Annotated in this window: 26 protein-coding genes; 4 read left to right on the top strand and 22 right to left on the bottom strand. The window is 40.8% G+C overall.

The annotated features are described in order from the left end of the window. Positions 1 to 925: 925 nt before the first annotated feature. The 3 genes from C6Y45_RS02375 to C6Y45_RS02365 all read left to right on the top strand — a co-directional run bounded on the left by C6Y45_RS02375 (position 926) and on the right by C6Y45_RS02365 (position 5,163). Complete coding sequence (locus C6Y45_RS02375) at positions 926 to 3,040, top strand: ATP-dependent Clp protease ATP-binding subunit (RefSeq protein WP_107583424.1); 2,115 nt, start codon at positions 926 to 928, stop codon at positions 3,038 to 3,040. A 538-nt stretch (positions 3,041 to 3,578) separates the two neighbouring features. Beyond that, on the top strand, positions 3,579 to 4,877 hold the full coding sequence (locus tag C6Y45_RS02370) for an MBL fold metallo-hydrolase (protein ID WP_107583423.1): 1,299 nt from the start codon (positions 3,579 to 3,581) through the stop codon (positions 4,875 to 4,877). Positions 4,878 to 4,890: 13 nt separating this feature from the next. Beyond that, positions 4,891 to 5,163, top strand: a complete 273-nt coding sequence (locus tag C6Y45_RS02365; protein WP_107583422.1) for a DUF3006 domain-containing protein — start codon at positions 4,891 to 4,893, stop codon at positions 5,161 to 5,163. Positions 5,164 to 5,397: 234 nt separating this feature from the next. Here C6Y45_RS02365 and C6Y45_RS02360 read toward each other — a convergent pair whose 3' ends face one another. The 18 genes from C6Y45_RS02360 to C6Y45_RS02285 all read right to left on the bottom strand — a co-directional run bounded on the left by C6Y45_RS02360 (position 5,398) and on the right by C6Y45_RS02285 (position 23,226). Beyond that, positions 5,398 to 5,940, bottom strand: coding sequence for a GNAT family N-acetyltransferase (locus C6Y45_RS02360; protein WP_107583421.1), 543 nt, complete (start codon positions 5,938 to 5,940; stop codon positions 5,398 to 5,400). A 26-nt stretch (positions 5,941 to 5,966) separates the two neighbouring features. Continuing rightward, positions 5,967 to 7,088 carry a DEAD/DEAH box helicase gene (locus C6Y45_RS02355; RefSeq protein ID WP_107583420.1) on the bottom strand — a complete coding sequence of 374 codons (1,122 nt, stop codon included), beginning with the start codon at positions 7,086 to 7,088 and terminating at the stop codon, positions 5,967 to 5,969. A 137-nt stretch (positions 7,089 to 7,225) separates the two neighbouring features. Next, entirely contained in the window at positions 7,226 to 8,677 is a 1,452-nt protein-coding gene (aldA, locus tag C6Y45_RS02350) for an aldehyde dehydrogenase (protein WP_107583419.1), read from the bottom strand. A 621-nt stretch (positions 8,678 to 9,298) separates the two neighbouring features. Beyond that, the gene (locus C6Y45_RS17285; protein ID WP_160058083.1) at positions 9,299 to 9,460 is read right to left on the bottom strand and encodes a hypothetical protein; all 162 of its coding nucleotides are present in this window, start codon (positions 9,458 to 9,460) and stop codon (positions 9,299 to 9,301) included. A 116-nt stretch (positions 9,461 to 9,576) separates the two neighbouring features. Further along, on the bottom strand, positions 9,577 to 10,347 hold the full coding sequence (locus C6Y45_RS02345) for an SDR family NAD(P)-dependent oxidoreductase (protein ID WP_107583418.1): 771 nt from the start codon (positions 10,345 to 10,347) through the stop codon (positions 9,577 to 9,579). 555 nt (positions 10,348 to 10,902) lie between these two features. Further along, positions 10,903 to 11,463: a GNAT family N-acetyltransferase gene (locus C6Y45_RS02340; RefSeq protein ID WP_107583417.1), complete on the bottom strand. Its 561-nt coding sequence runs from the start codon at positions 11,461 to 11,463 to the stop codon at positions 10,903 to 10,905. A 145-nt stretch (positions 11,464 to 11,608) separates the two neighbouring features. After that, positions 11,609 to 12,670: a lipid II:glycine glycyltransferase FemX gene (locus C6Y45_RS02335; RefSeq protein WP_107583416.1), complete on the bottom strand. Its 1,062-nt coding sequence runs from the start codon at positions 12,668 to 12,670 to the stop codon at positions 11,609 to 11,611. Positions 12,671 to 12,993: 323 nt separating this feature from the next. Further along, positions 12,994 to 13,152, bottom strand: a complete 159-nt coding sequence (locus C6Y45_RS17280) for a hypothetical protein (protein ID WP_160058082.1) — start codon at positions 13,150 to 13,152, stop codon at positions 12,994 to 12,996. Between the two features lie 198 nt (positions 13,153 to 13,350). After that, a complete protein-coding gene (locus tag C6Y45_RS02330) occupies positions 13,351 to 14,229 on the bottom strand; it encodes a metallophosphoesterase (protein ID WP_160058081.1) in 879 nt (292 codons plus the stop codon). A gap of 61 nt (positions 14,230 to 14,290) precedes the next feature. Then, positions 14,291 to 15,187 carry a UTP--glucose-1-phosphate uridylyltransferase GalU gene (gene galU / locus C6Y45_RS02325; protein WP_107583414.1) on the bottom strand — a complete coding sequence of 299 codons (897 nt, stop codon included), beginning with the start codon at positions 15,185 to 15,187 and terminating at the stop codon, positions 14,291 to 14,293. A 12-nt stretch (positions 15,188 to 15,199) separates the two neighbouring features. Further along, positions 15,200 to 16,240 (bottom strand): NAD-dependent epimerase, encoded by a 1,041-nt coding sequence (locus C6Y45_RS02320; protein ID WP_107583413.1) that lies wholly within the window; start codon positions 16,238 to 16,240, stop codon positions 15,200 to 15,202. Positions 16,241 to 16,527: 287 nt separating this feature from the next. Then, on the bottom strand, positions 16,528 to 17,667 hold the full coding sequence (locus C6Y45_RS02315; RefSeq protein ID WP_107583412.1) for a glycosyltransferase family 4 protein: 1,140 nt from the start codon (positions 17,665 to 17,667) through the stop codon (positions 16,528 to 16,530). Between the two features lie 30 nt (positions 17,668 to 17,697). Continuing rightward, a complete protein-coding gene (locus tag C6Y45_RS02310; protein WP_107583411.1) occupies positions 17,698 to 18,399 on the bottom strand; it encodes a CpsD/CapB family tyrosine-protein kinase in 702 nt (233 codons plus the stop codon). Then, the gene (locus C6Y45_RS02305) at positions 18,389 to 19,138 is read right to left on the bottom strand and encodes a YveK family protein (RefSeq protein WP_107583410.1); all 750 of its coding nucleotides are present in this window, start codon (positions 19,136 to 19,138) and stop codon (positions 18,389 to 18,391) included. The genes C6Y45_RS02310 and C6Y45_RS02305 overlap by 11 nt, the downstream gene beginning before the upstream one ends. A gap of 48 nt (positions 19,139 to 19,186) precedes the next feature. Beyond that, positions 19,187 to 19,792: a sugar transferase gene (locus C6Y45_RS02300; RefSeq protein ID WP_107583504.1), complete on the bottom strand. Its 606-nt coding sequence runs from the start codon at positions 19,790 to 19,792 to the stop codon at positions 19,187 to 19,189. A 51-nt stretch (positions 19,793 to 19,843) separates the two neighbouring features. Then, positions 19,844 to 20,134 carry a helix-turn-helix domain-containing protein gene (locus C6Y45_RS02295; protein WP_245922482.1) on the bottom strand — a complete coding sequence of 97 codons (291 nt, stop codon included), beginning with the start codon at positions 20,132 to 20,134 and terminating at the stop codon, positions 19,844 to 19,846. A gap of 55 nt (positions 20,135 to 20,189) precedes the next feature. Continuing rightward, positions 20,190 to 21,368: an aminotransferase class I/II-fold pyridoxal phosphate-dependent enzyme gene (locus C6Y45_RS02290; RefSeq protein WP_107583408.1), complete on the bottom strand. Its 1,179-nt coding sequence runs from the start codon at positions 21,366 to 21,368 to the stop codon at positions 20,190 to 20,192. Between the two features lie 40 nt (positions 21,369 to 21,408). Then, entirely contained in the window at positions 21,409 to 23,226 is a 1,818-nt protein-coding gene (locus C6Y45_RS02285; protein ID WP_107583407.1) for a nucleoside-diphosphate sugar epimerase/dehydratase, read from the bottom strand. Positions 23,227 to 24,520: 1,294 nt separating this feature from the next. Between C6Y45_RS02285 and C6Y45_RS18040 the strand changes: the two genes are divergently transcribed. Then, on the top strand, positions 24,521 to 24,652 hold the full coding sequence (locus C6Y45_RS18040; protein ID WP_281260570.1) for a hypothetical protein: 132 nt from the start codon (positions 24,521 to 24,523) through the stop codon (positions 24,650 to 24,652). 189 nt (positions 24,653 to 24,841) lie between these two features. Here C6Y45_RS18040 and C6Y45_RS02275 read toward each other — a convergent pair whose 3' ends face one another. The 4 genes from C6Y45_RS02275 to C6Y45_RS02260 form a co-directional block, all read right to left on the bottom strand. Then, complete coding sequence (locus tag C6Y45_RS02275) at positions 24,842 to 25,042, bottom strand: cold-shock protein (protein WP_107583405.1); 201 nt, start codon at positions 25,040 to 25,042, stop codon at positions 24,842 to 24,844. A 186-nt stretch (positions 25,043 to 25,228) separates the two neighbouring features. Continuing rightward, entirely contained in the window at positions 25,229 to 25,429 is a 201-nt protein-coding gene (locus C6Y45_RS02270) for a cold-shock protein (protein ID WP_107583404.1), read from the bottom strand. Between the two features lie 198 nt (positions 25,430 to 25,627). Beyond that, the gene (locus C6Y45_RS02265; RefSeq protein ID WP_107583403.1) at positions 25,628 to 25,828 is read right to left on the bottom strand and encodes a cold-shock protein; all 201 of its coding nucleotides are present in this window, start codon (positions 25,826 to 25,828) and stop codon (positions 25,628 to 25,630) included. Positions 25,829 to 26,001: 173 nt separating this feature from the next. Continuing rightward, a complete protein-coding gene (locus tag C6Y45_RS02260) occupies positions 26,002 to 26,904 on the bottom strand; it encodes a DMT family transporter (protein WP_342752412.1) in 903 nt (300 codons plus the stop codon). Positions 26,905 to 26,917 lie beyond the last annotated feature (13 nt).

Raw genomic sequence — 26,917 nt, 5'->3', positions numbered from 1 at the left:
GACCCGCTGAGATAAATGAACTGGAAAGCGTTATTACTTTCCTTGCATTAGCGTAAGAACCCATACTTTCAACAGATACATTCGTGCAAAATCATGGCACCAGGAGGAATGAAAAGATCTTTTTCCAGTAAGAGTACCTCCTATCCAAACAGGTAAAACAGAGCTCGTGCAGGCACTTTCTTTTTTACCGTAAGCTGTAGTGGACATACAGGAACTCCAGAGCGTGCAGAAGCTAAGCCAGCCGGCGTTTTTGAAAGGAATGGAAGCCGGTCGGTGTCCCCTTCTTTCAGCTGGGCGGAGCCATCCCCTTGGGATGAAATCAGCGAAGGCCGGTCCGCTCGGAACGCCTCTCCCCGGAAACGAAAGCGAACGTTCATTTTTTATTTCCAAGGCAGCCTTAATTTAAAGCTGTGTTAAAGTTCGCTGACGGCTGGAGAAACACTTCGCTTTCAACCGGCCTGCCGTGGAGGAGGTTTTCGGGCAGGCTGCGCCCTATCCTCCAATCTCCTTCTTCCACGGGCCGGTTTCCGCTTCGTTTTTATAAGTTTTTCATAAATGTAATAAGCCTCCCCGAATATTATAAAAGTATATCAAGATATATAAGTTATAGAACCCTCTTTATTCTCATCAAACATATATCACGGGTTGCAGCAAAATTATTACTAAAATCACTGAAGGGTGAAGAATTAAGTTGTGTCATCGTGAACTCTCCTCATAGATTATATAGGTGGAGAGTATTTATTCCTGTGTGTTTCCGCCGCTGAAATCGGTGAGACGGTACCTCCCTGCTCACCTTTACTGACTATCAATAATTTAATGCAAAACACTTGAAAGTCAAACTTAGTCAAATTATAATATAGTCAAAGATAGTCAAAGTCAAATTCATCATGTTTTCTATAAAATTTATTCAAGGAGGTTATTTCTAATGAAATGCCAGCATTGTCAAATACGGGAAGCAACCGTTAACGTACGTGTTCAGAACAATCAGTCCAGGCACGATATGAAACTTTGTCAAACCTGCTTCCAGGAGATTCAGAGCACTTACCGGACTCCAAGCGGCAGTTTTCAAAACGATTTATTCAAACAGTTTGGAAATGCCTCTCCCGAAGGACAGGTCTCTGCAGAATCTCCTTCTCATGATAAGTCTGGAAACGGCGGACTGCTGGATGATTTAGGAACCAATCTTTCCAATGCAGCAAAAGCCGGATTAATTGACCCGGTCATCGGACGGGACAACGAAGTAGAGCGGGTTATAGAAATTTTGAACCGTCGCAATAAAAACAATCCCGTTTTAATCGGGGAACCTGGTGTAGGCAAAACAGCTATTGCAGAAGGGCTCGCACTAAAAATCAGTGAAGGAAACGTGCCCTCCAAGCTTCTCAACAAGGAAGTGTACCTGCTCGATGTTGCTTCTCTTGTTGCAGACACGGGGATCCGCGGTCAGTTTGAAGAAAGAATGAAACAAATTATTTCTGAACTCCAGCAGCGTAAAAATGTACTATTGTTTATTGATGAAATTCACCAGATCGCCGGAGCAGGAAAAGCTGAAGGTTCAATGGATGCCGGTAACATTCTAAAGCCTGCCCTCGCACGGGGAGAGCTCCAGGTAATTGGAGCTACCACACTTAAAGAATACCGTAATATTGAAAAAGATGGAGCTCTCGAACGCCGGTTCCAGCCGGTTATGGTGAATGAACCGACAATCGAGGAAGCTGTTGAAATTCTGAAAGGCATTCAAAGCAAGTATGAAGATTATCACGAAGTAAAATTTACCGATGAAGCGGTAAGAGCCTGCGTTACTCTTTCCCACCGCTATATCCAGGACCGCTTCCTTCCAGATAAAGCTATCGATCTAATGGATGAAGCGGGTGCAAAAATGAACCTGAATACTGAAGGCGGTGGAACCAGCGCCATTGAGGAACGTCTGGCCTCTATCAGTAAAGAAAAAGAAACCGCACTTCAAGAGGAAAACTATGAAGCGGCAGCAAAACTGCGGGACGAAGAAGAGCTTCTTGAAAAAAAATTAACTGCGGCTCCAAAAAATAATGATGCTTTGGTTGAAGATATTAATATCCAGTCCATTATTGAAAAGAAAACCGGAATTCCTGTAGGAAAACTTCAGGAAAACGAAGTGTCCAAAATGAAACACCTTGCCGAAAATCTTTCAGGAAAAGTTATCGGTCAGGAAGAAGCTGTTCAGAAAGTTGCCAAAGCAGTCCGCAGATCACGTGCCGGACTGAAAGCAAGACACCGTCCAATTGGATCCTTCCTGTTTGTCGGCCCGACAGGAGTCGGCAAAACAGAGCTGTCTAAAACTCTTGCAGCAGAAATGTTTGGCTCCAAGGAAGCGATGCACAGGCTTGATATGAGTGAATATATGGAAAAACACGCCGTATCTAAACTTATTGGTTCACCTCCCGGATACGTCGGCCACGAAGAAGCGGGGCAGCTGACTGAAAAAGTTCGACGTAATCCGTACTCCATTATCCTGCTGGATGAAATTGAAAAAGCACACCCTGACGTGCAGCATATGTTTCTTCAAATTATGGAAGACGGACGTTTAACGGATAGTCAGGGCCGTACAGTGAGCTTCAAGGATACGGTCATTATTATGACCAGTAACGCCGGCACCGGTAATTCCGGTCAAGCTTCCATCGGCTTTGGAGTCAGTGATTCCGTTAAGGAAGAAAGCATTCTTGAAAATCTGTCCGCCCACTTCAAGCCGGAATTTCTGAATCGTTTCGACGCAATTATCGAATTTAACCGTCTCGAACAGGAGCACCTTGTGGAAATAGTAGAGCTTATGCTGAAAGAACTTGAGGAAACACTTCAGGAACAGCATATTAAAATAACAGTTTCCGATGAGGCGAAAGCAAAACTGGCAGAGCTTGGTTATCATAAAGAATTTGGAGCAAGGCCGCTGCGTCGTACCATTCAGGATCAACTGGAAGATCGGATCACTGAGCTGATCCTTGATGAGGAGGAGATTGATACTGTTGAAGTTGTTATTAAAAATGAAACAATCTCACTAAACCATTAATTTGTTCTGCTCAGAAACTGATTCAGCTGCCCGAAGCATTCCTTGCTTCAGGCAGCTTTTTCATTTTTATTCAAAGGGCTGTAAAACAAAAATGTCCATATGGAAAATTTTCGCCACCAGAATCCACGTACTTACTGAAATAGAGAGAAAAACCAGAACAATCGACAGCTGCAGCTGTTTAAATTTCTGCAAACCTCCCTTTTTATTCCAAGCGGATTCAGCATGTGATAAACTTACCAATATGAATGAACCGCTCTCCTCTGTACTTAAAGAAGAGGTCAATGGCATTTTTTTTAGCACGGGGCAAAGTGAGTTTTATTTTCCACAGCAAACAATAATAAACTTTACGATCATTACATAAAAAGGCTGTCCCGAAAATAAATATGGGTGTATGGGTCGGCTGCAGCAGATGCCATCCTCCTTACACAGCGTAAAAAGTTTGTTGGGTAACTGCTGATAGAGCTTCTTCCGAGCATATAAACTGCTTTATTATTTACAAACAAAATTATTATTCAGAATTAAATAGGAGGACGGTTCAATGAAAATTTTTATCCAGCTGGGCAGTGCAGTCACTCTTTTTCTACTTACAGCATGCGGTACGGCCGATATCAATAATGAAAATGAACAACCCGAATCCACTTCCGAGAACTTTGACGCTAATGCTGCCGAAGAAAATTCAGAATCCAGCCAGGAAAACAACGAAGAAAAATCGAATTCATCTTCCAACAAACAGACGGCATCTGAAAACAACACGGAAAATTCAGTTGAGTCTGTTTCCTCAGAAGATTTAAAAGAACTTGAGGTACATTATATCGATGCCGGGCAGGCCGATGCTTCTCTGCTGACTTTTGAGGATGACGATAACGAGTACAATATTCTTTTTGACTCAGGAAACTGGAACGATACGGATGTATTTGATTACTTATCGGCGAACGGGACCGATTCGATCGATATATTGATAGGAAGTCACCCCCATGCTGATCATATTGGGCAAATGGATATTATTCTTGAAAACTTGGAAGTGGGAGAAGTGTGGATGTCCGGGGATGAAACAGAGTCCGCTACGTTTGAGCGGGTACTTGATGCAGTAATGGCAAGCGACGCTTCTTACGAAGAACCCCGGGCCGGGGAATCTTATGAAGCAGGCCCGCTTGAAATTGAAATAGTAAACCCGGATGAGATTACTGGAGACGTACATGAAGGCTCCCTTTCTGCTAAATTCACCTATGGAAATACTTCTTTTTTATTTACTGGAGATGCAGAATCCCATACGGAAGAAGACATGATATCCAGAGGACACACCCTTGAATCTGACGTACTGAAACTCGGTCACCATGGCTCTGGTACTTCTACGTCGCCCAGCTTTCTTCAGGAAGTCGATCCGCGTTTTGCTATTGTATCTGCCGGTGAAAATAATCAATACGGCCACCCTCATGCTGAAGTTATTGAAAGAGTTGAAAACGCCGGGATAGATATATACTCTACGCATATCCACGGCACAATTATCGTTTCATCTGATGGAGAAACACTTGAAGTAACTTCCGATACTTCAGGTAGTATAGAACACCAGGAAGAAGCAGAGGAATCCGGTTCCGATGAAAATATGTCATCTGAACAAAGCGGAAATAACGAAACAGCCAGCCCGGAGGACTGCATTGACATCAACAGTGCTTCCATAGAGGAACTTCAGCAGATTCACGAGGTTGGTGCTGTACGTGCCGGGGATATTAAAGATATGCGTCCTTTCAACGATGTGGAAGATTTGGAGAGAGTAAATGGGATCGGCGAAGTGCGGCTTGAGGAGATCACATCCGAAGGTCTTGCCTGTGCAGAATAAAGGAGAGGTATAAATGGAAGCTCATAAAGGGTTTGTTGATCGTATAGAAGATGGGAAGTATGCAGTTGTACTGATAGAAAGCATAAACAAAGAATTTGTGATAGACAGTTCCGACCTCCCTGAAAATATTGAGGCTGGGTCCTGGGTCTATGTCACTTTTCAAGGAGAAAACATTCATTCGGTGGAATACGAGCAGGCTGAAACTGAGAAAGCGAAAGTCCGTGTTTCTAACAAGATGGAGCTTCTCCGTAAAAAGAAAAAAGGCAGCAGTTTCCGTAAAAGCTGACAGATATTTCACTGTTTAATTGTTTACAACCCTGCGGAGAAAGCTTTCATTACAATAGAGATCAGATAAAAAAGCCCTCAAGTTATCCAGACACTTGAGGGCAGCCATATTAAATATTTATTGAGAAGCTCATTCATAATTCATGCACTTTGAAGGATGAAACTTTACACCATCGTTTATTTTTAAGGCACCCTTTTCTACAAATATTATTTATACGCCTTATCATTGAAGGCTTCAATTAAGCTTTTCGTGATTAAGAAGACGTTGAACGTCTTCCCATCCGTAAGCAATGTTTTTGTAGTTATTACCACCTATTTCGACAGGTGCTTCATAAACCACTTCTCCCCCCATTTTCTCAAAAAAGGGCTGCTCTTTATTATTTTCTATTACCCAGAGTGCTGCTCTTTTGTGTCCCTGGGAAGCGAGATGTTCGGCGCAGGATTCCATTAGCTTGCGGCCGAGCCCCTGTCTTTGAAAGTCAGGATGTACATAAATGCCATAAAACTCTCCCGTGTAACGCATACGCAGTCTGGCGTCTCTCGTAGTTCCTGCCAGAGCAAAAGCAGCAATCTCGCCTTCCTCTTCCGCCACGTACGTCATCGTGCCTCCGCTTACAGCTTTAGGCAGACTCTTTTTCCATCTCTCTTCCCTGTTTTCATAAGTCCATGTTTCAAATACATGCGCAGGAAAAACGTCGTTGTACGTACTAATCCAATTGTCCACATGTACTTTTGCAATACCCGGGGCATCTTTTAAACCTGCTTCCCTGATCTGCATAAAAACCTCCTTCGACAGTAATGCCTCTATACAAGCTTTCCGTGTGAAATTCTTTTCTTCACCATTTTCAGACCCAGCGTGCTCCCGATTTGAAGCAGACGTTCCAGTTCTCCTTCAGTAACGATCGAAACGACCGTCCCGGTACGCCCGGCACGTGCCGTTCTGCCGGACCGGTGAATGTACTGATGCACGTCATTAGCCAGATCAAGCTGAATAACGTGAGTTAAATTCTGCAGATCCAGTCCTCTGGAGGCAACATCTGTAGCCAGAAGAACTGGTATCTCCTTCTTCCTGAACCTCTGCATCGAGGTTTCCCGCTGCTGCTTATTCGTTTCTCCTTGGAGGATCACTACGTTTTTACCTTTGTACTCGAGTCCTTCCCCGTATTTTTCGAGTTCCCGGCGGTCGTTGCAGAATGCTATCCCATAGAAATCTTCCATATCCACAAGCTTTTTTAAAAGAGTAGCCTTGTCACGACGCTCTCCTACGAGATATACATGCTCCATATTCTGGAGCATTGCTTCGTCGATTTCAATACGGATCATTTTCATTGCTTTTGTTTTTTCAAAAGCCTGTTTCTCCACTCTTGAAGGAATAGTTGCTGATACGATAAGCTTTTGACAGTTTCTCTGTACACTCGTAAGCAGCGTTTCCACTTCCTCAATATGCTCCTTTGCAAAAAGCTGGTCCGCCTCATCCAGGACAAGCGTGGACACTTCATGCATTTTTAATTTTTTAGAAGAAACGTGCTCCAGAAGTCTCCCCGGAGTTCCGACGATTACAGCCGGTTTCTTTTTTAATTTTTCCTGCTGTCTCTTAATATTGGCTCCGCCGATCAGGGCCGCGCTGGAATAGCCGCTCCCCTCCAGCCAGTGCTCCACTTCCTGGTGTACCTGCATGGCTAATTCCCGGGAAGATACGACAATAACTGTCTGTGCCTGTTTAATATCATTATCCAGTTTTTTTAATGCTGGAAGCAGATAAGCCAGTGTTTTTCCTGAACCTGTCGGCGCTTCCGCTGTAATGTTATACCCTTCCAATGCAGGGGGAAGCATTTTTTCCTGTATAGGAGTAAATTGTGAAAATCCGGAATTTTTCCAGTTGTTACGTAAAAAATCCGGGAGCCGTTCTATAATTGTATCCGTCATTAATAATATCTCCTTCGATTGTAATCATACAGCCTACATTGTAACCCAGGACTTTAAATGCCGCCAGGAAATTCTGTTTATGTAAACAGACTGTCCAGGGCCGGGGCCGTGAACAGTCTGTTTAAAAAAGAAAAGGTTTATTTCACGTCGTCCTTGTACTGCATATAAACTACCTGAGTGCTCAGAAAATCTTCCAGGCCGTGACGTCCGTCTGTTCCACCTATTCCGGATTTTCTGAAACCGGCGTGATACCCCTGCACTGCTTCAAAATTTTCTCTGTTAACGAATGTTTCCCCGTAGCGGAGACTGTTGGATATTTTCATTGCTTCGTGGTAATTTTCCGTGTAGAGAGAAGATGACAAACCATAATCTGAATCATTAGCCATACGGATGACTTCATCCACATTTTCAAATGTAACTATTGGAATAACCGGTCCAAAGATTTCTTCCTGAATAATCTTCATATTCTGTTCTGCCCCGCCAATCACGGTGGGCTCATAAAAATAACCTTTTTCCGTGTCAGCAGGCCGGCCGCCTGTGAGTACTTCGGCGCCTTCTTTCACTGCGTGTTTTACCATTTCATCTACTTCTTCAAGACGATCTCTGCTTACAAGAGGACCCATATCAAGTGTGTCATCCTGGAGCGGATCTCCATACGTTACAGCACTCATAGATTCCGTCAGCCGGTTATTAAATTCCGAAGCAATGTCTTTGTGTACATACACTCTCTCTGCATTCGTACAAGCCTGTCCGGCATTGACAATTCTGCTTTTTGTAATGTTCTCCACAGCCAAATCGATGTCAGCATTTTTTGTGACAATCGCCGGTGCTTTACCTCCGAGCTCAAGATTGACTTTCGTAATATTCTGCGCAGCAGCTTCCATTACTTTTACTCCAGCTGGAATGCTGCCTGTCATCGTGACCATAGCTACTTTTTCATGAGTTGCTAAGGCGTTACCAAGCGTTGAGCCTTTACCTGTTATAAAATTATAAACACCTTTTGGAAGAATGTTCATTTCATCTATCATTTCTGTGAAGAATGCAGCTGTATTCGGAGTCTGCTGGCTCGGTTTCAGAACGATCGTACACCCGGCTATTAATGAAGTGGCCACCTTTCTTGCCAGAATAAAGACCGGGAAATTCCATGGAACTATTCCAGCTACGACACCAATGGCCCGTTTATGAATAAAAATGTTTTCGTTCGGCCGGTCGCTTGGTACGATATTTCCTTCAATTCGTCGTGCCCATTCTGACATGTACTGAAAGTAGTCGATGGCAAGATCCACTTCCCCTTCAGCCATTTCTCTGCTTTTACCCTGCTCTTCAATCAACAGATGAACAAATTTTTCTCTGTTCTCGTTCATTTTGAGACCAATCTCACGGACTATTCGTCCACGCTCGTTGGATGGAGTGCTTTCCCAGCCCCACTGAGCTTCGTGTGCTGCTTGAACAGCTTTGTCTGCATCATGTTCATTTCCACTCAGAATTATGGAAATAATCTCCTCCGTTGCCGGATTGGTGACATTTATTGTCTCGTTTGAATTTGAGCTCGTATACTGCCCATTAATGTACAGTTGATGAGTGTTCATAATGTCCTCCTTTAGTAATTTCCGTATTCTCGTTACTAATTTAAAAAGGGTTACCCGATTTACATTCCCTTTACTTATGTATTACTAAACAAATCATTTATTCAGTACGCACTTTTTATCTTTATAAAAAAAATGTACCTATATCCATTAGCAGGGTAAGGAAGCGTATGTGTTAAAAAATCACCGAACTTCAATAAAGTAAAGACTCTCAAGCAAAATCACTGCAACCACATGGTATGAAAATAACGTTCTATAATCGTTGAATGACTATACTTAAAACTTCATATTCTCAATGGGTATAGAGGTATGACCTTGTATCATTACTGTAGGTGGGAAGAAATATGGGGCACTCCGGAGCGTCAAAAGACGATCCGAAGATTCAACCTGTGGGAGGGGAAGTCAGCGGAGGCCGGTCCGTAAGAAAGCACTGCTATGGAAACAAAGGGGAACGTACTCTTCTTTATGTTATTATTTTCATATCACTCTTATAAAACCTTTAAAGGCACAAAAAAAGTTCCCACTGTTCGTCTGGCTTTACAGAGAACAATAGGAACCTATACGTTAACAAATTTTGATGTTATCATCCAGAGCCGTCCTTTCCTTATTAATTGAATCTGAAAGCTAGTGAAGAGGCTTTTCTTTCTTTTTGGACTTTTCCTGTTCTTCTCTATCATCTTCCATCAAAATCAAATGAGCTGGACCACCTTCACTAATCATATTTTCAATAGCGAGCTCATAGTCTTTTCTATCTGTTTCCAAAACAACAGGAATACGTTTTTTCATCGTACTCACCTCCTCCTACTTTATTTATATATACCCTTTTTCATTGTTTATCAACCTTATGAAATGGATAATAAATGAATAATTGCAGTATTAAGTTTCAAACGCCTTCTCTTTGCTTATCTCGCTCCCATCCCACCGTCTACCCTGTACTGGGATCCGGTTATAAATTTAGAATCTTCTCCGGCCAAAAAAAGCATTACTCCAGCCACTTCCTTCATGCTGCCATATCTCCCTGCAGGAATACGGGAGATGATCTTTTCTTTTATTTTTTCCGGATCATCACTATTCAATTCTTTTTCAATATTTCTCATCATTTCAGAATCTATCGGTGACGGATGGATCGAATTTACACGCACTCCCTCTGATGAAGATTCCAGCGCAGCAGTTTTTGTCAAGCCTACTACTGCATGCTTTGAAGCAGAATACAAGGAGTTTCCACTACTTCCTGCCAGTCCCGATGTAGATGACGTATTTATAATGCTGCCACTTTTCTGGGTGATCATAACCGGCATAACGTATTTAAGCCCGAGGAAAACACCTTTCACGTTAATATCCATGAGAAAATAATAATCCTCTGCTGTCTGATTTACTAGTGGGGCCACTTTTCCCAGGACACCAGCATTATTTAAAAAAACGTCGATACGCCCCCATCTGTTCTTTACAACTTCTACATAATTCTTCACATCATTTTCATTAGTTACATCTGCTTTGATACTTATGATTTCCCCCAGAGAAGTCAATCTTTCTACCTCTTTCTCTAATTTCTCGGAGTTATTGTCCACCAGTGCAACTTTTGCCCCTTCTCTGATAAATAGTTCTGCAGCTGTCTTGCCAAGATTTCCCGCTCCTCCGGTTATTACAGCAATTGCCCCATCTAGTTTACCCATTTTTTTCACCTGCTATCCAAAAAAATTTTAATTGAATTTTTACGCAAAATTTCTTCTTAATCAAACGCTATGTTAAAGTTCGCTCTTGATACTTGGAGAAAAGAAATGTTTCTGCTTTACATGAACGCTGTGTTTTATTCCATAGAACTGATGCCAGGGCAGAGACGCCTGCGGAAGCGCGCAGAGCCTTCCGGACGAAAGGAAAGCCGCAGGCGATTTTCAAAACAACACGCGGAGGTTTAACAGATCCTAATTAAAAAATAATCCATATATTTTATATTTTTTTAGAGCTGTTAATTTCCCCTTTAATAACCTGCCACATTATTCTTTATAGCTGATAATTTTCAGATATCTTTTCCCTGTATCTTCGCAGACTGCTCTGCTTTTCAACCAGCGCTTATTTGATTTCCAAAAATTATTTTAATATTAATGGGTCGCATATTCAGATCAGTCTGCGGCTTTACTTATAAACATCGAGATAACAGGAAAGATCTCCTTAAAGAATCATTACTTTTGAATAGAACGAGTAATTCTTAATCCTTATCCGCTTTGAAATCATGAATTCCAGTATCCCCCTTCTTTACATAATTCCATATATTCTTCTTTTAAAATCCCCACGATAAGCCGATCATAGTATCTGTTGTTTCTAAATGCATGATCTCTTTTTCTTCCTTCTTCCTTCCATCCGCACTTTCCTACATAAAGTTTATAGGAGGAGGTATTGTGTTCTACGATATCTCCATCCAGACGGTGCAGCTGTAATTCTTCAAAGGCATATTTCATTGTAGTCATCACTGTATCCCGTCCATAACCATGCCCCTGCATATTCTTCTTGCCTATAATAATCCCATGATAGGCTGATCGGTTTTTAAGATCGATATTCGTAATAGTCGATATACCAATGAAGCCGTCTTCTTCAGTATCAATTGCAAACCGAAGATTCATATGATCAAATGCAAGTTTATCAAACCACAGATTCTGCTGCTCGGAAGAAATTGGATGTGACCATCCTCCGAGCAGATTACCTATTTCCGGATCGTTATGAAAACTTCTCAAATCTTCCATATCTTTTCTCTCTAAAGCTCTTAATCTGACCTTTTTACCGATAACATCCATTTTGATCCCTTCTTTCTTATAATTTTCTGGTTTCCGGTGAAGTTCAGAAATACGTTGCGCTTTTTAACTTTTACCGACGGCGAATATCTTACTAAGCTGATGAGATTAATTTAAGAAGGTTTTATAACTTTATATTTTCATTTTTCTATACCTTTTCTCTGACGGGAGCTCTATAGGAAGGGAAAAATGTTTCTTCTGCACTGCTGCCCGCCCTTTCTTCCATCTCTTTGTAAAGAGTTTCATCATATACTCTTTTACCTATATAAAAATTATAGTTGTTGTTGTCCGTGAAAGACGTTTTGTACATAAATAAATTGTCGTTCTCCTGGTAACCTCCCCCAAGATGAAGAAGATGACACCCTGCTTCTTTGGATACCTTTGTCATATAATCAAAAATTAAATTGTTCGGTCTCAAATATAAATACTCTTTTCGGGAAGCTCCCAGGTGGTAATGGGCCAGTTCATTGGAAGTAAACAGAACTACTGCTGAAATTACTTCTTCCCCGTCGTAAGCAAATAAAAGATGACTCTTCGATATTGGTGTATCAATCAGCTGTTTTTTGAGAGATTCTTTACCAAAGAAATAGTAAGAAGAGGCTTGTTTTCTTTCCATCGTTTCTTTATACAGATTATAAAACGATTCTATATTTTCTTCTGTTTTTTGTACTTCCCGGCATACCACGTTATTTTTCACTGCTTTTTTTATGTTTCTCTTATTCATCTTTGAATAATTTCTCCGGATATCCTCCAAGGAAGGTTTTAAATTAACTGCTGTAGTCTGTCGCACGTACTGGATCGGGCAGTATTCCGTCATATATTCAGCATTATTTAATAGTGGGTGCAGTCTGATCACTTCTGATATGATGTTGTTTTTCGTACAGTAATGACGCAGAGCTTCTTTGAACTCACTTAGTGTTTCTGGCTCTCCACGCAGCAGCGGTCCTCCGTATCCATAAGGAGAAGTAATGTCATATACTTCTTCTTTCTGGCCAAGCCGTATATTTCTGATTATTACAGGATAAATAATGATACCATTATCACATTTGAAAAAAATAAGCTTTGCTTTTCCTCCTTCTGCCTCCGCTGTCCAATTGCAATAAGCATGTGTATAGTACACGTCAGCCTGAGGAAATTGTGTAATAATCATATCCCAAAGCTTCTTATCTTCAACCACATGAAATACCTTTCTCTCGGAATGCGCCAGCATCGTATTCCTCCTTTTAACAAACTAAAAAATCACTAATTAACTATTTTCCAATCTGTTCCATTAACATAAAAAAGCAGCTTTATGAAATTTATTCATAAAGCTGCTTTTATTAGTTCAGGCAGTTTGCCTCGAATTTTGTATTGAATTTTAAAAGTTTGCTGATTAATAGAAGCAAACTACTGATTGAAACTGTACAATTCACTGTACGCTTTATAAACTCCGGTTAAGTTCCTTGCCTCGGTAACGTTCTCCTTAAGAATACATACAGCCAGGCGGACTCTAAGACCTGTCTAGTTTGTCTTCCGGCAGTTTTCTATTTGTTTTCACAGAATATCAAGTTCCATTTTGAATGCCCCTTGTATTGTTCTTTTTTTAGATTCTTCCGGTGTACGAACAACAGTCATTGTTATCCCGGCAGATGCCCGCTCCCGGATTTCTTCTGAATACACCACTACTATCTGCATGTCTACCACAGCTGTCACTTTTTATTTTCCCGATCCTCTTTATTCCTCCTCCTATTTAATAAGGCAGGCCACTTCTTGTCCGCCTTCTGATGTTTCCCCTACAATAATATATTTATATCGTTTACTCTCCAAGTGTTTGAGGATTATTGAAGGTTATACATGAAAGGTTATGTCAGTATTTGGAATGATTTTTGTTAAATAGATACCGAGGTATATTTATTGCTTTCTTTTCAAGGTAATCAAGTTAATTTCCGGAGGATTAAATAAGCGAAAATCCAGAAACGGTACAGCGTTACTTGATCCAAGACCTGTACTCACATACTGCTGCAGTGTCCGGTATTCCCAGTGCCAGCGTACCCGGCTTTGATTGGGAAAAAACTTGGAAGATCCCCTCTCCACTTTAGGAATAAAAACAGCCCCTACAAACGGAATACGGATCTGACCTCCATGATAATGACCTGCAATATGGAGGTCGACCAAAGAGAGATTCACTCCCTCCTCGAACAATTCATCAATATAAACATCGGTCAGCGGATAGTGGAAAAGACTGATAATTACATCACTGTTCTGAACAGCCTTATCCAGCTGATTAATCTCAAAGCCATCTCCTTTTAAGACCTCAGACTTGTTTTTCTGCTTAAAGTAACGTTGAAGCGCCTCGAATTCTATAACTACAAGTTTATCTTTCCCCTTTTCAATAATTTCGGCTCCGTTAAGCAATGGGACGCCCCGTTTTTCCAAGCCGTCTACAAGAACGTTCCGCCTGCTTTCTTTCTGCTTATCAGTGTTTCCTGTTACAAACCAGGCTTTATCGAGATTATCAATTCCTTCTATAAGATCGAAAGCCGGTTTATATCCGATGCTTCCTTCTTCTTTTAACATATCCCCTGTAAAAGCCACCGCATCATAGGATAAATTGTTGATTCTCTGAATCAGCCTTTTTTGATTTCTGCCGAATTGTTTCTCATGCAGATCCGCGACTTGAAGTATTGTGTAATTTTCAAAAGAAGCAGGAAGGTCTTCTATATATACTGTCTCTTCCTTGACAACAATTCTCTCATTGCTCTCATAATAGACTAAAATAAGAACGCACACTGCCAGAGCTGCTGCTGTTACCTGTGCTATATCTCCCTCCTCCCCTCCTGCAGCGGACCTTTTATGCTTTTACGTTATGAAGATGCTGTTCTGCCAAATGTTCCAGATAGTTCAACATTTCTTCTTTAAGATCGTCCCTGTTCAGGGCAAAATCCACAGTCGCTTTAACAAAGCCAAGCTTATCACCAACATCGTAACGAGTTCCCGAAAATTCGCAGGCCAGTACTACCTGTGATTTATTCAGCTCTCTGATAGCATCAGTCAACTGAATTTCATTCCCTGAGCCCGGTGGAAGTTTCTCAAGAATTTCAAATATTTCCGGCCGCAGGATGTACCGGCCCATGATAGCTTTATTAGATGGAGCTTCCTCTATGGAGGGCTTTTCTATAAGATCTTTCACGTGTATAACGCCATCTTCAATTTCAGTTGTGAGCGAGGAAATAATACCATACTTTGAAACATCCTTAACCGGAACAGGCTGCACTCCGACAACCGAAGAATTATATCGATCAAATACATTTATCAGTTGTTTCAGACATGGTGTGTCCCTGCTTTCTACTATATCGTCCCCCAGAAGAACAGCAAACGGCTCATCCCCGATAAAGTTCTTCGCTACACTGATAGCGTGTCCCAAGCCTTTTGGTTCTTTTTGGCGTATATAATGAATATTTGCCATATTGGAAATATCCTGAACTTCTTTTAATACAGCAAATTTTTCTTTCTGACGAAGAGTTTCTTCGAGTTCATAGGACTTATCAAAGTGGTCCTCTATTGCTCTCTTGCCGCGGCCGCTGATAATAATGATGTCTTCAATCCCTGACGCAATAGCTTCTTCGACGATATATTGAATAGTTGGTTTATCTACGATAGGAAGCATTTCTTTAGGCTGGGCTTTAGTTGCTGGAAGGAACCTGGTTCCGAGACCTGCTGCCGGAATGATTGCTTTTTTTACTTTCATAATCAAACCCCCTTATATAACATGAATTTTTTGTTCCAGTTGACCGCTTAGACCATAATATTCTTTGTACCAGCCAACAAATTTCCCCAGCCCTTCGTCTATAGTAGTTTTTGGTCTAAATCCAATATCTCTCTCCAGGTCAGAAATATCTGCATACGTATCCTGGACATCCCCCGGCTGCATAGGAAGATACTCTTTTTCCGCCGGCATACCAATATGTTTTTCAAGCGTATTAATAAAGTCCATCAGCTTTACCGGCTTGTTGTTACCGATGTTATATACTTTATATGGAGCATAGCTTGAACCAGGATCGGGATGCCGGCGGTCCCAGTTCGAATCAGCAGATGGGATGTGGTGAAGAAGATTAACAATGCCTGCAGTAATATCATCTATATAAGTAAAGTCTCTCATCATTTCACCATTGTTAAATACTTTAATCGGTTTCCCTTCAATTATTTTTTTTGTAAAGGAGTAATAAGCCATGTCCGGTCGGCCAAGGGGGCCGTAAACGGTAAAAAAGCGCAGTCCGGTGGCAGGCAGCCCATATAAATGACTATACGTGTGGGCCATCAGTTCATTTGCTTTTTTAGTCGCAGCGTACAGGCTCACTGGATGATTGACTTCGTCAGAAGTTGAAAAAGGCATCGTAACATTTGCACCGTAAACAGAACTTGAAGAAGCATAAATAAAGTGTTTGATTTCCGCTTTCCGGGAAGCTTCCAAAATATTCACAAAACCTGTTAAATTGGATTCCGCATACGCATGGGGATTTTCCAGACTGTAGCGTACTCCAGCCTGGGCTGCAAGGTTAATAACGATCTCCGGCTTCGACTTATGAAATACTTGTTTTACTGAGTTCCAGTCTGCAAGATCTCCTTTATAAAAAGAAAAACTGCGATATTCATTTAGAATACGCAGCCGTTCCTTCTTTAAATTCACTTCATAATAATCATTTAAATTATCAAATCCTGTAACTGCATACCCTTCTTCAAGCAGCTTTTTTGATAAATGCATTCCTATAAAGCCGGCAGCACCAGTGATTAAAATGTTCACAATAGATCCTCCTTCATCATTCAAGAAACTTATTATCGGTCGTCCTCACATTTGCTTCTATATGGAGAAACTTAAATAACCTTTTCAGTTTTCAAATGCTGTTTTTTTATATAAGCAAAATTAAAACACGCCTTTATCCGCTTAAAATATAAATGAGTGGAAGCGGCAGGAGATAATAAATTGCAATTATAATTTTTTACCGTTTCAATTCGATATCTGTATATAATAGAGTATTAACAGAGTTCTTTATTGAGAATAATCATTGCTGCTTATAGTAAAGGTTCCTTTTAAGAAGTTGATTTTTTCATGTTGGAAAGCCTGTTCTTCGAGGTTTCTCTCTTGTTTTTTATGTTTCCAATTTCTTCTGTATAGGCAGTGATTATTTTGCAGCGGTCAAATTCTCTTTCTACTTTTTTTCTTCCAAATCTCCCTAATTTTTGTTTTTCTTCGAAATTCAATGAAAGAAATTTTTCAATTTTTTCTATTAAATCACTGCTGTCCTGTTCTTTAATCAAAAATCCATTTAAATGATTTTCAATGATTTCTCTGCATCCAGGACGGTCTGTAGCAATTGCCGGCCGGGCCGAAGCTGCGCTCTCCAGCAGTACATTGGACATTCCTTCGGGATAATATGTTGGATGAATCGTGCAGTGGGTGAACGAATAAAACTTTCTAACATCCTCCTGAGGGCCATGAAAGTTAATTACCCCTTTGTTTATTAACTCTTTTAATCTAGAGGGCTCTCCTTCGATCAGATGCCCTACCATATGGAAATTCAAGTAAGGATATTTTTCTTTTAAATATTCTGCGGCGTCAAAGTATTGATCAATCCCTTTTTCTTTAATTATTCTACCTACAAATAAGAAATTGATTGTGCTTGTATCCGGATATTTGAGCGGCTGAAAATGTTCAAGATTAACCCCTGATCCCGGGATCATTCTGTATCTTGTTTGAACAATCTTTTTCTCAATCATCATTTTTCTATTCATTTCGTTTTGAAAAAAAACACAGGCAGATTTTTTTAGTGCTGACCTGTACATAGTCAGCAGCAGCTTTTGTAGCCACCCTTCTTTTTCTACCGCTGAGCCTAGTCCGGTTATATTGGAAATATAGGGAACATTAAACATCCTGCTTACGAGCCCGCCATAGATGTTAGGTTTTGTTGTGTAGGTTAGGACTGCTTCCGGTTTTATTTGTTTGAACAGTGCCGTATATTTTCTTAACAGCAGGGCATCTTTTACCGGGTTTATCCCTCGTTTATTAATCGTTATATCAATAAAACCACAGCCTATATCTTTTAATTTTTCACTGCTTCCATCTTCCGGCAGTGCACAGATGACTTCATGGTTTTCAGCTAATTTCTTGAGCAGTTCCCTGCGAAAGCTGTATAATCCGGTTAGATCGTTTGCCAGCACAAGTATTTTCATGGTGATCCCTCTGCTTTCCTTCTTCGATAATTACTCTTTCTCATAATAATATGAATAATGACTGTTGACTTCTGGACAATCATTCAATACTGCTCCCAAGAGATTTCCTTCTACTTTCTTTACAGCATTCACTGCTTTTTTTGCCGGGTCTATTTCTGTCTTTCCATTTCTAATAACCAGGATAGTCCCATCCACATAACTGGCCAGTATTAATCCGTCTGTTACCGCATTGACCGGCGGAGCATCAAAAATTATATAATCATACTGCTTTTTAATTTCCTCTAAAAATCTTTTCATGCGGTTTGAAGCCAGAAGTTCACTTGGGTTCGGCGGCAGAGGTCCGGAGGTAAGAATAAATAGATTAGCGAGGGATGTACGCTTTACGGCATTTTTAATCCCCACCTGATTCGTCACTACATTAGTGAAGCCGGTACTGTTTGACAACTTAAAAGTGTGGTGCACGGATGGTTTCCGAAGATCTGTATCAATTAATAAAACTCTCTTTTCCTGTTGAGCCAGCACAATACTCAAGTTTGCGGCTGTAGTCGATTTTCCTTCTCCAGGTAAAGGAGAGGTAACAACAATTGTTTTCAACCGCTTATCTATTTGAATAAACTGCATATTAGTTCGCAGGGTGCGGAACTGTTCTGCTGTTGGAGAATGTTTTTCCAGCTCTGTTAAAAGAAATCTTTTCTTAAATTTTTTATTACTCCTAAACTTATTAAGCGCCATATGTTTCACTTCCTCGTGGTTTCTTCTTTGCATGATGCAGAACTTTTAAATCCGGGGCAGCCTCCACGCTCGTGGCAGATATTGATCCTAATACAGGGATGTGGAGTTCTGTTTCAATTTCTGCTTCCGATTTTATCGTATTGTCCAGAAATTCGAGAAGCATAGAAATACCAACCCCAAGTCCAAGTGCTAAAATAAAAGCAGTCCCCATATTTAAAGCAGTATTAGGACTTACTGGAGAGGGATTCTCGTGAGCCTCTGCCACTGCAAGCGTTGACACATTATCAATGTTCATTATCTGGGAGATTTCCTCCTGAAAAACTGCGGCTACCGTATTGGCTATTTCAACTGCTGCAGACTGACTGCTGTCTTCTACCGTGATTCTCAGTACCTGGGACTCTCCTTCTCCGCTGACAGTTATCTGACTGCTCAGTTCATTTCTAGTACGGTCTATTGACAACTGCTCCAATGCAGGGTCCAGAATCCGGGGAGAAGTAATTATCATGTTGTAGGTTTCTATCAACTCCCGGCTCGTTTCCAGTTCCGTTGAAGTAAAAACTTCTCCCTCGGAAGGAGGCTGATTTACAAGAATTTGTGTAGAGGTTTCGTATACAGGAGTTATTAGAAAATAGCTGACGATTCCTGTTAAGGCAGTAATAGAAAAGGTTAAAACTATAATCAGGCGGAGCCTTCTTTTTAGCATATTCAGTATTTCTATTAAGTCGATTGGGGACTTCATTATATCCTCCTTTATATATGTCAGTATTCTAAAGACATTTGGAGCAGCTTACTTATTTGAGGCCCGGGGTGCTTCACTACCCATAAATAATCCGCCTTCTCCCATCGTGTCTACTCCCTCTCTTTTTAACACCTTCCAGACAGTTAGAAGTAAAATTTTTACATCAAATAACAAACTTTGGTTTTCTACGTAGTAAATATCACAGGAAAATTTTTGTTCCCAGGTGATATTATTTCTTCCGCTGACCTGGGCCCACCCTGTAATACCCGGCTTTACAAAATGTCTCTTTCTTTGTTCCGGCGAATATCTTGGCAGGTACTCCGGAAGCAGAGGCCTCGGTCCTACAAAACTCATATCGCCCTTCAGGACGTTCCAGAGCTGGGGAAGCTCATCTATGCTGAATTTGCGGAGCAGTGTCCCCGTTCTCGTCACTCTTTCATGATCATCAAGCATATTACCTTTGGCATCTCGAAGGTCCGCCATTGTACGGAATTTGTACAAAGTGAAAAGAGTTTCATCTTTTCCTGGACGAATCTGCTTGAACAGCACCGGACTTCCCATCGTTTTCCTTATCATTACTGCAGTTATTATAATCACCGGTAAAAAGATGAGTAACAGAAACAGGGAACCAGTTACATCCAGCATTCTTTTCATCATTTTCTTTCACTCTCCTAATTCCGTTCCTCGTTTTAACAGGCCCTATTTTTAGGTTCTGCTTTTCTTCTTTTTCCATTCGATAAATTCGAGCACCCGTTCGTATTCTTCAAGCTCTTCTCTTGTTAGATTCAATTCCCGCAGTCTTTGCAAAAATTCTTCATAATAATCCTGTGTATTATCTTCCTCTCCCATTCCCAGTAGAGTAACCACGTCGGTATCAAGTACTTCTGCAAGCCTTTCAAGCACTCGAATAGATGGATTGGTATTTATATTTCTTTCAATATTACTTAAGTTGGATTTGGATATATTGGCTTTTTCGGCCAACTCAGTCAGCGTCATGCCTTTCTGCCTCCGAAGCTGTGTTATATTTGCTCCAATCATGGTCATTCCCTCTTTACTTTAAATTGGATATTTCAGATACCCGTACATTATTTGCCTTTACAGCTTCCTCAAGTTTTTCTATCACAAACAGCTGCTCTTCTCCTGTTAAATTTGTTCCTGAAGGTATGCATATACCTGTATGAAACAGCATTTCCGAAGTATTGTTATGAGGGATGTGAGAGTAATAGCTGCATCCTGCAAACAGGGGCTGCATATGCAGCGGCTTCCATATTCTTCTTGTTTCTATGTCAAATTTCTCAAGATAGCTTACGATTTCTGAAGGAGCTGTTTTATACGGTACTTGAGCTGTTGTCAGCCAGCGGCAGGAATAGGAGCCTTCGTACTCATTCATGAAACTGTAGCCTCTCCCTTCCAGAGCTTCTTTATAGCGTTTGAATAGAAAACGCTTCTGTTCTACTCTTTCTTCCAATACCAGAAGCTGAGCCCTGCCAATGCCTGCCAGAACATTACTCATTCGGTAGTTATACCCTTTCCGGCTGTGCTGATAATACGCAGCGGGATCTTTTGCCTGTTGCGCAAGAAATTTTGCCTTTTCCAAATGTTTTTTCTTTTTGGCTGTAAGCATTCCACCACCGGAAGTAGTAATGATTTTATTTCCGTTAAAAGAATATATACCAAAATCTCCAATGGTTCCTGTTGGAATCCCCTTATATCCAGCACCCAGTGATTCTGCCGCATCTTCGATCACAGGAATCTCGTACGACTGGCAAATTTGCATAATTTCTTCCATTTTTGCACTTTGACCATAAAGATGTACTACTATTACAGCTTTAGGCAGCCGATTGTTTTTGTCAGCCTGCTCCATAGCACGCTTAAGCGCCTGTGGGGACATGTTCCAGGATTCTGGTTCCGAATCAATAAAAACCGGTTCTGCTCCCTGATATAATATCGGATTCGCACTTGCTACAAATGTTAATGAAGAACAAAAAACTGTATCCCCCGCTTTCACTCCGAGCACATCCAATGCTAGATGTATTGCAGCTGTGCCGGATGACACTGCTACTGCACCCGGCGCTTTAAGATAAAGGCTCATTTCTTCTTCAAAGGCATCAATATGCGGTCCTACCGGAGCAATCCAATTGGTTTGAAATGCTTCTGCAATGTAGTTTTCTTCTTTACCTGACATGTGGGGCGGTGATAATAAAATTTTTCTTTTTGGCAGAACTGCCATTCGTAACTCCCCTTCCTTCTTTCAATAAAACTTCCTATCATTATGCCGTCGTAGACTCACCTACTGCTACAATGCGGCGGTTCGTGAGCTCCAGCATGATGTTTCTCAGCTGCTCCTTTTCCAGAGCCGTAAAGTCCGACAACAGATTTTCTATTTCTTCAAGTGGCAGCGTCGAAGCCCTTCCTAAATAAATTTTCGGGAATATTTGTTCATCATGTATTTCCTCTTCATTAAGAAGTTCTTCATACAGCTTTTCTCCCGGCCTCATACCAGTGAATTGAATTGGTATTTCATCCATAGTATATCCGCTTAGAGTAATAAGATTTTTTGCAAGGTCAACGATTTTAACCGGTTCTCCCATATCCAAAACAAAGGTCTCTCCGCCTTTCGCCATCGTCCCTGCCTGAAGCACGAGGCGGGAAGCTTCCGGAATAGTCATAAAATAACGGACCATTTCAGGGTGGGTAACAGTTACCGGACCGCCCTGGTCAATCTGTTTTTTAAACAAAGGTATAACACTTCCATTGCTTCCAAGCACATTTCCAAAGCGTACTACTGTGTATATTGTTGAACTGCGGCTGTTTAAGTGATGTATCAGCATTTCTGCCAGACGTTTTGAAGCCCCCATGACACTTGTCGGATTCACTGCTTTGTCAGTGGAAACCATCACCACAGTTTTAACACCGGCGGCATCAGCAGCTTCTGCCACATTCAGTGAGCCGATTGTATTATTTTTAACAGCTTCCTGAGGATTTTCTTCCATAAGAGGAACATGTTTATGTGCTGCTGCATGATATACTTGATCTGGTTTCCATTCTTCCATGACTTCATGTATTCTAATCCTATCCTGAATATCTGCTATCAAAGGGGTCAGGATAGTTTCCGGTTTATGTTTCATGAGTTCCATCTGAATATGATAAATACTGTTCTCCCCATGACCGAGAAGTATCAGTCTGGCAGGTTTATACTTTACAATCTGCCTGCAGAGCTCCGATCCGATTGAACCGCCTGCTCCTGTTACCATCACTGTCTTTCCCCTCATAGACGTTTTAATATGTTTATGATCCAGCTCCACTTCCTCCCTGCCGAGGAGATCTTCTGGAGACACATCTCTCAGCTGGGTAACAGAAAGTTTTCCTGTTACAAGATCTTCAATCATCGGAAGCACCTGTGTTTTTATACCTGTCTTTAAGCAGATTTCATAAATATCGTGCAGTTTTTTTCTTTCCATGGAAGGAATAGCTATAATAATTCTTTCCACTTCATAAATTTTTGCCAGTTCAGGTATTTGCTCCGTATTCCCGGCTACTGGAAGTGATAGAATATCGAGCTGCTGCTTATATGGATCGTCATCAATGAAAACTACCGGATCCAGTTCACATCCCCTGCTTTGTGAAAGCTGTCTCGCGAGCATCATTCCTGCTGATCCCGCACCGATTATCATTGTTTTCTTTCTGCCAAGTTTTTTTCTGTAAGTTGATTCGTTACGATATCTTCTAAAAAACCTTGCTCCCCCAATCCCAAGTATCATTAGTATCCAAGTTACGAAAAGCACCCGGTACAGAACATAGGAAAAAACAGCCATCTGAATAATTCCATTTAAGACAACAGCGGCTGTTAGGGTTTTTACGATATTTTTCAGTTCCCCGATACTGGCATACTCCCAGGCTTTCCTGTTCATGCGAAAATAGAAAGCACTCATGTAATAGCTGATTAAAATAATAAAGACGGATATCCAAAAAGTCATGCTGAAGAGAATACCGGCAACATCCACAATAATAAAACTTGAAGAAAAAGCTGCAATAATTATTAATGTATCCAACAATGTAAACATCCCAAAGCGTTTACGGTAAGTCATAATAAGCCCTCGCTTTCTTTATAATTCTCTTTCTCTGCTAAAGGGTCCTCAACCAGACATTTTAGAAGAAAAAAAGAAATGGGCATTTAACCCACCCTCACTCCATACTTTCGACGACCAGCGTCTAAGGTATACTTGATACCCACAGCATGAACGAGTGCTGCTGTTGATACAGGAGGAGCAGCCACTCCAGTGGTCGTTACACAATTAAATTCTCAATAACGCACAAATCATTTAAAAAAATATAGATGTTTTAAAACTTTTTTAGTTTATAACGAACAAAAATAATCAAATGTTCTTTATATAAGTTATATGACCATCTTAATTCTTAATAACGAACAAGTCAAGCTAACTTTTAGAAAAATTTTGCATATTACATAATTTTAAACATCATAATTTCTTTATGAAGAACTTATGATGTTCTTAACCTTTTTCGCCATTGTTCTTTAAAAAGAACAATGGCGAAAAAGGTTAAGTTTTCTTTAAATAATATTTAATAAACAGGTTTTTTATGCATATATATTCTGTAGTCGGTCAATAGATATTTGAGTACTTTCTCTTTATGATGGAGTAAAGTGGGGAATACCGGCACAAATTCAAACTAAATTATTTCCAGTTGTAAGAATTAATTATGCGCTGAAAAGATATTAACCAACAGTCTTTATTTTAAGTTGTCAATTTTTAATATTAACATTACAAAAATAAGGAAACGAAAACGGATGTACTATTAAACCTAAATGTATTACGTTTAGGTTGTGTTCCCACAATTTTTTAGTTTTCCAAACTTTGTCTGTTGCTCACACATTTTTCGAGGAGACGTAAAATTGTTCTTTCAGCGCATCTGCTAACTTCAGAGGCAGGAAGTACTTCGTTTGTAAAATGTGTGTTTTATTTCTTTCGATACTTTTCATTCATATTGCTCAAATATTTAATGCCGTGGTAAATGACTCATAGAAGTTCGCTTAGATATACCCAGAATGAAGAATGTGGACGGAGATGAGAGCCGGCCTTTAGAAGTTTTGACTACTTAATATTCGTGGATTCCAAATCACGTCTCTATCTCTGATTGTCATCTCCTGCTGGCTCACGTGCAGCTGTAATCTTCTAAAGTAATAAGTTTAAATATATATGCAGCGTGTAGATGGCTCTTTGCACCTGAGACGGAGAAAATTTACGGATTTCCTTACCTCTGGGTGTATCTTTAAATTTTCTTTAGATGCAGATATGTTAAAAAACATTTGGTATTCAATTTATGAGCGGTGAAATTTTTCATGATAAACAGGAGCTTAACCTTATGATCGATTTGAAAACGAAGTGTAAACCAGTTATTGGAAAAGAAGTTGGAAGATCCCACAGACACAGTACCAGCCGGTTTATCCTCCACGACGGGGTGTTCTCTATGAAACGAAAATACTTTTCTACATAGGTAATAACTAAAGTTGATTGAGCTATTGAATATAATAATTATGTTTCTCTTATGTCTTCCGCACTCAAAGTGCAGAAACGTGGTAACCTGATATTTCTTAATGTTCAAGTTGTGTTTCCTCCTTAACATATATAATAGAAGCAATAAAAAAAAGCCCACCGGTATAACCGGGGGCTTTCGTTATAAAAGTTACGCTTTTTGAACGTTGGCAGCCTGTGGTCCACGCTGGCCCTGCTCGATTTCAAAGTTAACAGTCTGGCCTTCTTCTAGTGTCTTGAAGCCTTCTTCCTGAATAGCGGAGAAGTGTACGAATACATCGTCCTGTCCTTCTACCTCGATGAAACCGAAACCTTTTTCTGCGTTAAACCATTTTACTGTACCTTGTGTCATACTATATTCCTCCTGCGCGGCTTTTGCCGCTGATTTATTACTTAATTGAGCTGTTCTTTTATTCGTGCAAGAGGAACTTTTACTAAGTTCTTCATCTTACTTTCATAACTGAACCTCAATAAGCTGATGTTTTAAATTGTGATGCTGCTGTTTCCGGATTGACCGGAAAACATGTTGTAAAGGGTGTTACGCCTTTGTAACGTTGGCAGCCTGTGGTCCACGCTGACCCTGCTCGACTTCAAAGTTAACAGTCTGGCCTTCTTCTAGTGTCTTGAAGCCTTCTTCCTGAATAGCGGAGAAGTGTACGAATACATCGTCCTGTCCTTCTACCTCGATGAAACCGAAACCTTTTTCTGCGTTAAACCATTTTACTGTACCTTGTGTCATACTATATTCCTCCTGCGCGGCTTCTGCCGCTGATTTATTACTTAATTGAGCTGTTCTTTTATTCGTGCAAGAGGAACTTTTACTAAGTTCTTCATTTCACTTTTATATCCAAATCTCAATAAGTTGATGTTTTAAGTTGTAATGCTGCAGTACATGCTGCTTTTTCCGATTTGACCGGAAAACAAGCTATAAAGGGTGTTACGCCTTTGTAACGTTGGCAGCCTGTGGTCCACGCTGACCCTGCTCGACTTCAAAGTTTACGGATTGACCTTCTTCAAGAGTCTTAAATCCTTCTTCCTGGATCGCGGAGAAGTGTACGAATACGTCGTCCTGTCCTTCTACCTCGATGAAACCGAAACCTTTTTCTGCGTTAAACCATTTTACTGTACCTTGAGTCATGCTTAAATCCTCCTGCGCGGTTATTGGAACCGCTGTTTTTATTACTTAGTTGAGCTGTTCTTTTACTTGTGCAAGAGAAACTTTCTTAAGTTCTTCATCTTACTTTCATAGCCGAACCTCAATAAGCTAATTCTTAGTATAGTATATACTTCAGGAAAAAGATACCCTTTTTTCTAAATTTCTTTTGAGGAAGGCCGGAGCTGGGTAGTTATCCAAACTCCTGCCATTACAAGCAGAGCGCCCGTCACCTGGTGGATTGTGATTGCTTCCCCCAGCCATAATGCTGCTCCTGCCATCGTAAAAACAGGCAGAAGGTTTAGGAAGATGGATGACATTGAGGCCCCCAACAGGTGTACTGCTCTGTTAAAAAGCAGAAGAGCGACGACAGACGGGAAAATTCCCAAGTAGATAATCCCGGTCACAGCTTCTTCTGTAAGAAGCGGAGGCATACCTAACAGGAACCACTCCCCTGCTACAAATGGCAGAAGGATAATAATAGAAACTGCATTCATAACGAAAATAGCTGCAAGTGGAGGAAACAGGTGCATATAACTTTTCACAAGCAGTGAGTAAACTGACCAGCATGCTATGGCACCTATCATAATAGCGTCCCCCGGGTTCCAGTCTATAGACCCCAGGTCGAGAATTCTTCCATCAACTACGACCCATACTGCTCCTAAAAAAGAAAGAACCACTCCCCCCCACTGTATTTTGCTGAGTTTTTCTTTCAATATTGAAGCTGCAAGAATAATAGTGACTACAGGAATGAGTGTTTCCAGAATCGCGACATTGGAAGCCGAAGTGAACTGGAGGGAACCATATATGAATGTGTTAAAAAAAGTTACCCCGCTGAGGGTCATCCAGAAAAAAGGCCTCCTCCATTCCCAGAACAAGGTGCGGGCTTTCCAGAAAGATCCCCATGCAAGCGGCAGAAGAATAAGGAATGCCAGAAGCAGCCGGAAGAAAGCTATAGTGAATGGAGGAAGATCATTAATAGCTTTTCCTGTAAGAATATTTCCTGCATAAAACATTACTACGAGCAGCATAAATAAGGATCCCCGGATGATAGCTGCCACCCCCTGTATAAAA

The sequence above is a fragment of the Alkalicoccus saliphilus genome, from assembly GCF_003044065.1.
Classification (GTDB): Bacteria; Bacillota; Bacilli; order Bacillales; family Salisediminibacteriaceae; genus Alkalicoccus; species Alkalicoccus saliphilus.
This window is presented reverse-complemented; position numbering and strand designations above follow the sequence as displayed.

Coding starts and splice junctions, on each gene's coding strand:
- C6Y45_RS02375 (WP_107583424.1), top strand. CDS start 926: ATGAAATGCCAGCATTGTCAAATACGGGAAGCAACCGTTAACGTACGT.
- C6Y45_RS02370 (WP_107583423.1), top strand. CDS start 3,579: ATGAAAATTTTTATCCAGCTGGGCAGTGCAGTCACTCTTTTTCTACTT.
- C6Y45_RS02365 (WP_107583422.1), top strand. CDS start 4,891: ATGGAAGCTCATAAAGGGTTTGTTGATCGTATAGAAGATGGGAAGTAT.
- C6Y45_RS02360 (WP_107583421.1), bottom strand. CDS start 5,940: ATGCAGATCAGGGAAGCAGGTTTAAAAGATGCCCCGGGTATTGCAAAA.
- C6Y45_RS02355 (WP_107583420.1), bottom strand. CDS start 7,088: ATGACGGATACAATTATAGAACGGCTCCCGGATTTTTTACGTAACAAC.
- aldA (WP_107583419.1), bottom strand. CDS start 8,677: ATGAACACTCATCAACTGTACATTAATGGGCAGTATACGAGCTCAAAT.
- C6Y45_RS17285 (WP_160058083.1), bottom strand. CDS start 9,460: ATGAAAAAACGTATTCCTGTTGTTTTGGAAACAGATAGAAAAGACTAT.
- C6Y45_RS02345 (WP_107583418.1), bottom strand. CDS start 10,347: ATGGGTAAACTAGATGGGGCAATTGCTGTAATAACCGGAGGAGCGGGA.
- C6Y45_RS02340 (WP_107583417.1), bottom strand. CDS start 11,463: ATGGATGTTATCGGTAAAAAGGTCAGATTAAGAGCTTTAGAGAGAAAA.
- C6Y45_RS02335 (WP_107583416.1), bottom strand. CDS start 12,670: ATGCTGGCGCATTCCGAGAGAAAGGTATTTCATGTGGTTGAAGATAAG.
- galU (WP_107583414.1), bottom strand. CDS start 15,187: ATGAAAGTAAAAAAAGCAATCATTCCGGCAGCAGGTCTCGGAACCAGG.
- C6Y45_RS02315 (WP_107583412.1), bottom strand. CDS start 17,667: ATGAAAATACTTGTGCTGGCAAACGATCTAACCGGATTATACAGCTTT.
- C6Y45_RS02310 (WP_107583411.1), bottom strand. CDS start 18,399: ATGGCGCTTAATAAGTTTAGGAGTAATAAAAAATTTAAGAAAAGATTT.
- C6Y45_RS02305 (WP_107583410.1), bottom strand. CDS start 19,138: ATGAAGTCCCCAATCGACTTAATAGAAATACTGAATATGCTAAAAAGA.
- C6Y45_RS02300 (WP_107583504.1), bottom strand. CDS start 19,792: ATGAAAAGAATGCTGGATGTAACTGGTTCCCTGTTTCTGTTACTCATC.
- C6Y45_RS02295 (WP_245922482.1), bottom strand. CDS start 20,134: ATGACGCTGACTGAGTTGGCCGAAAAAGCCAATATATCCAAATCCAAC.
- C6Y45_RS02290 (WP_107583408.1), bottom strand. CDS start 21,368: ATGGCAGTTCTGCCAAAAAGAAAAATTTTATTATCACCGCCCCACATG.
- C6Y45_RS02285 (WP_107583407.1), bottom strand. CDS start 23,226: ATGACTTACCGTAAACGCTTTGGGATGTTTACATTGTTGGATACATTA.
- C6Y45_RS18040 (WP_281260570.1), top strand. CDS start 24,521: ATGATCGATTTGAAAACGAAGTGTAAACCAGTTATTGGAAAAGAAGTT.
- C6Y45_RS02275 (WP_107583405.1), bottom strand. CDS start 25,042: ATGACACAAGGTACAGTAAAATGGTTTAACGCAGAAAAAGGTTTCGGT.
- C6Y45_RS02270 (WP_107583404.1), bottom strand. CDS start 25,429: ATGACACAAGGTACAGTAAAATGGTTTAACGCAGAAAAAGGTTTCGGT.
- C6Y45_RS02265 (WP_107583403.1), bottom strand. CDS start 25,828: ATGACTCAAGGTACAGTAAAATGGTTTAACGCAGAAAAAGGTTTCGGT.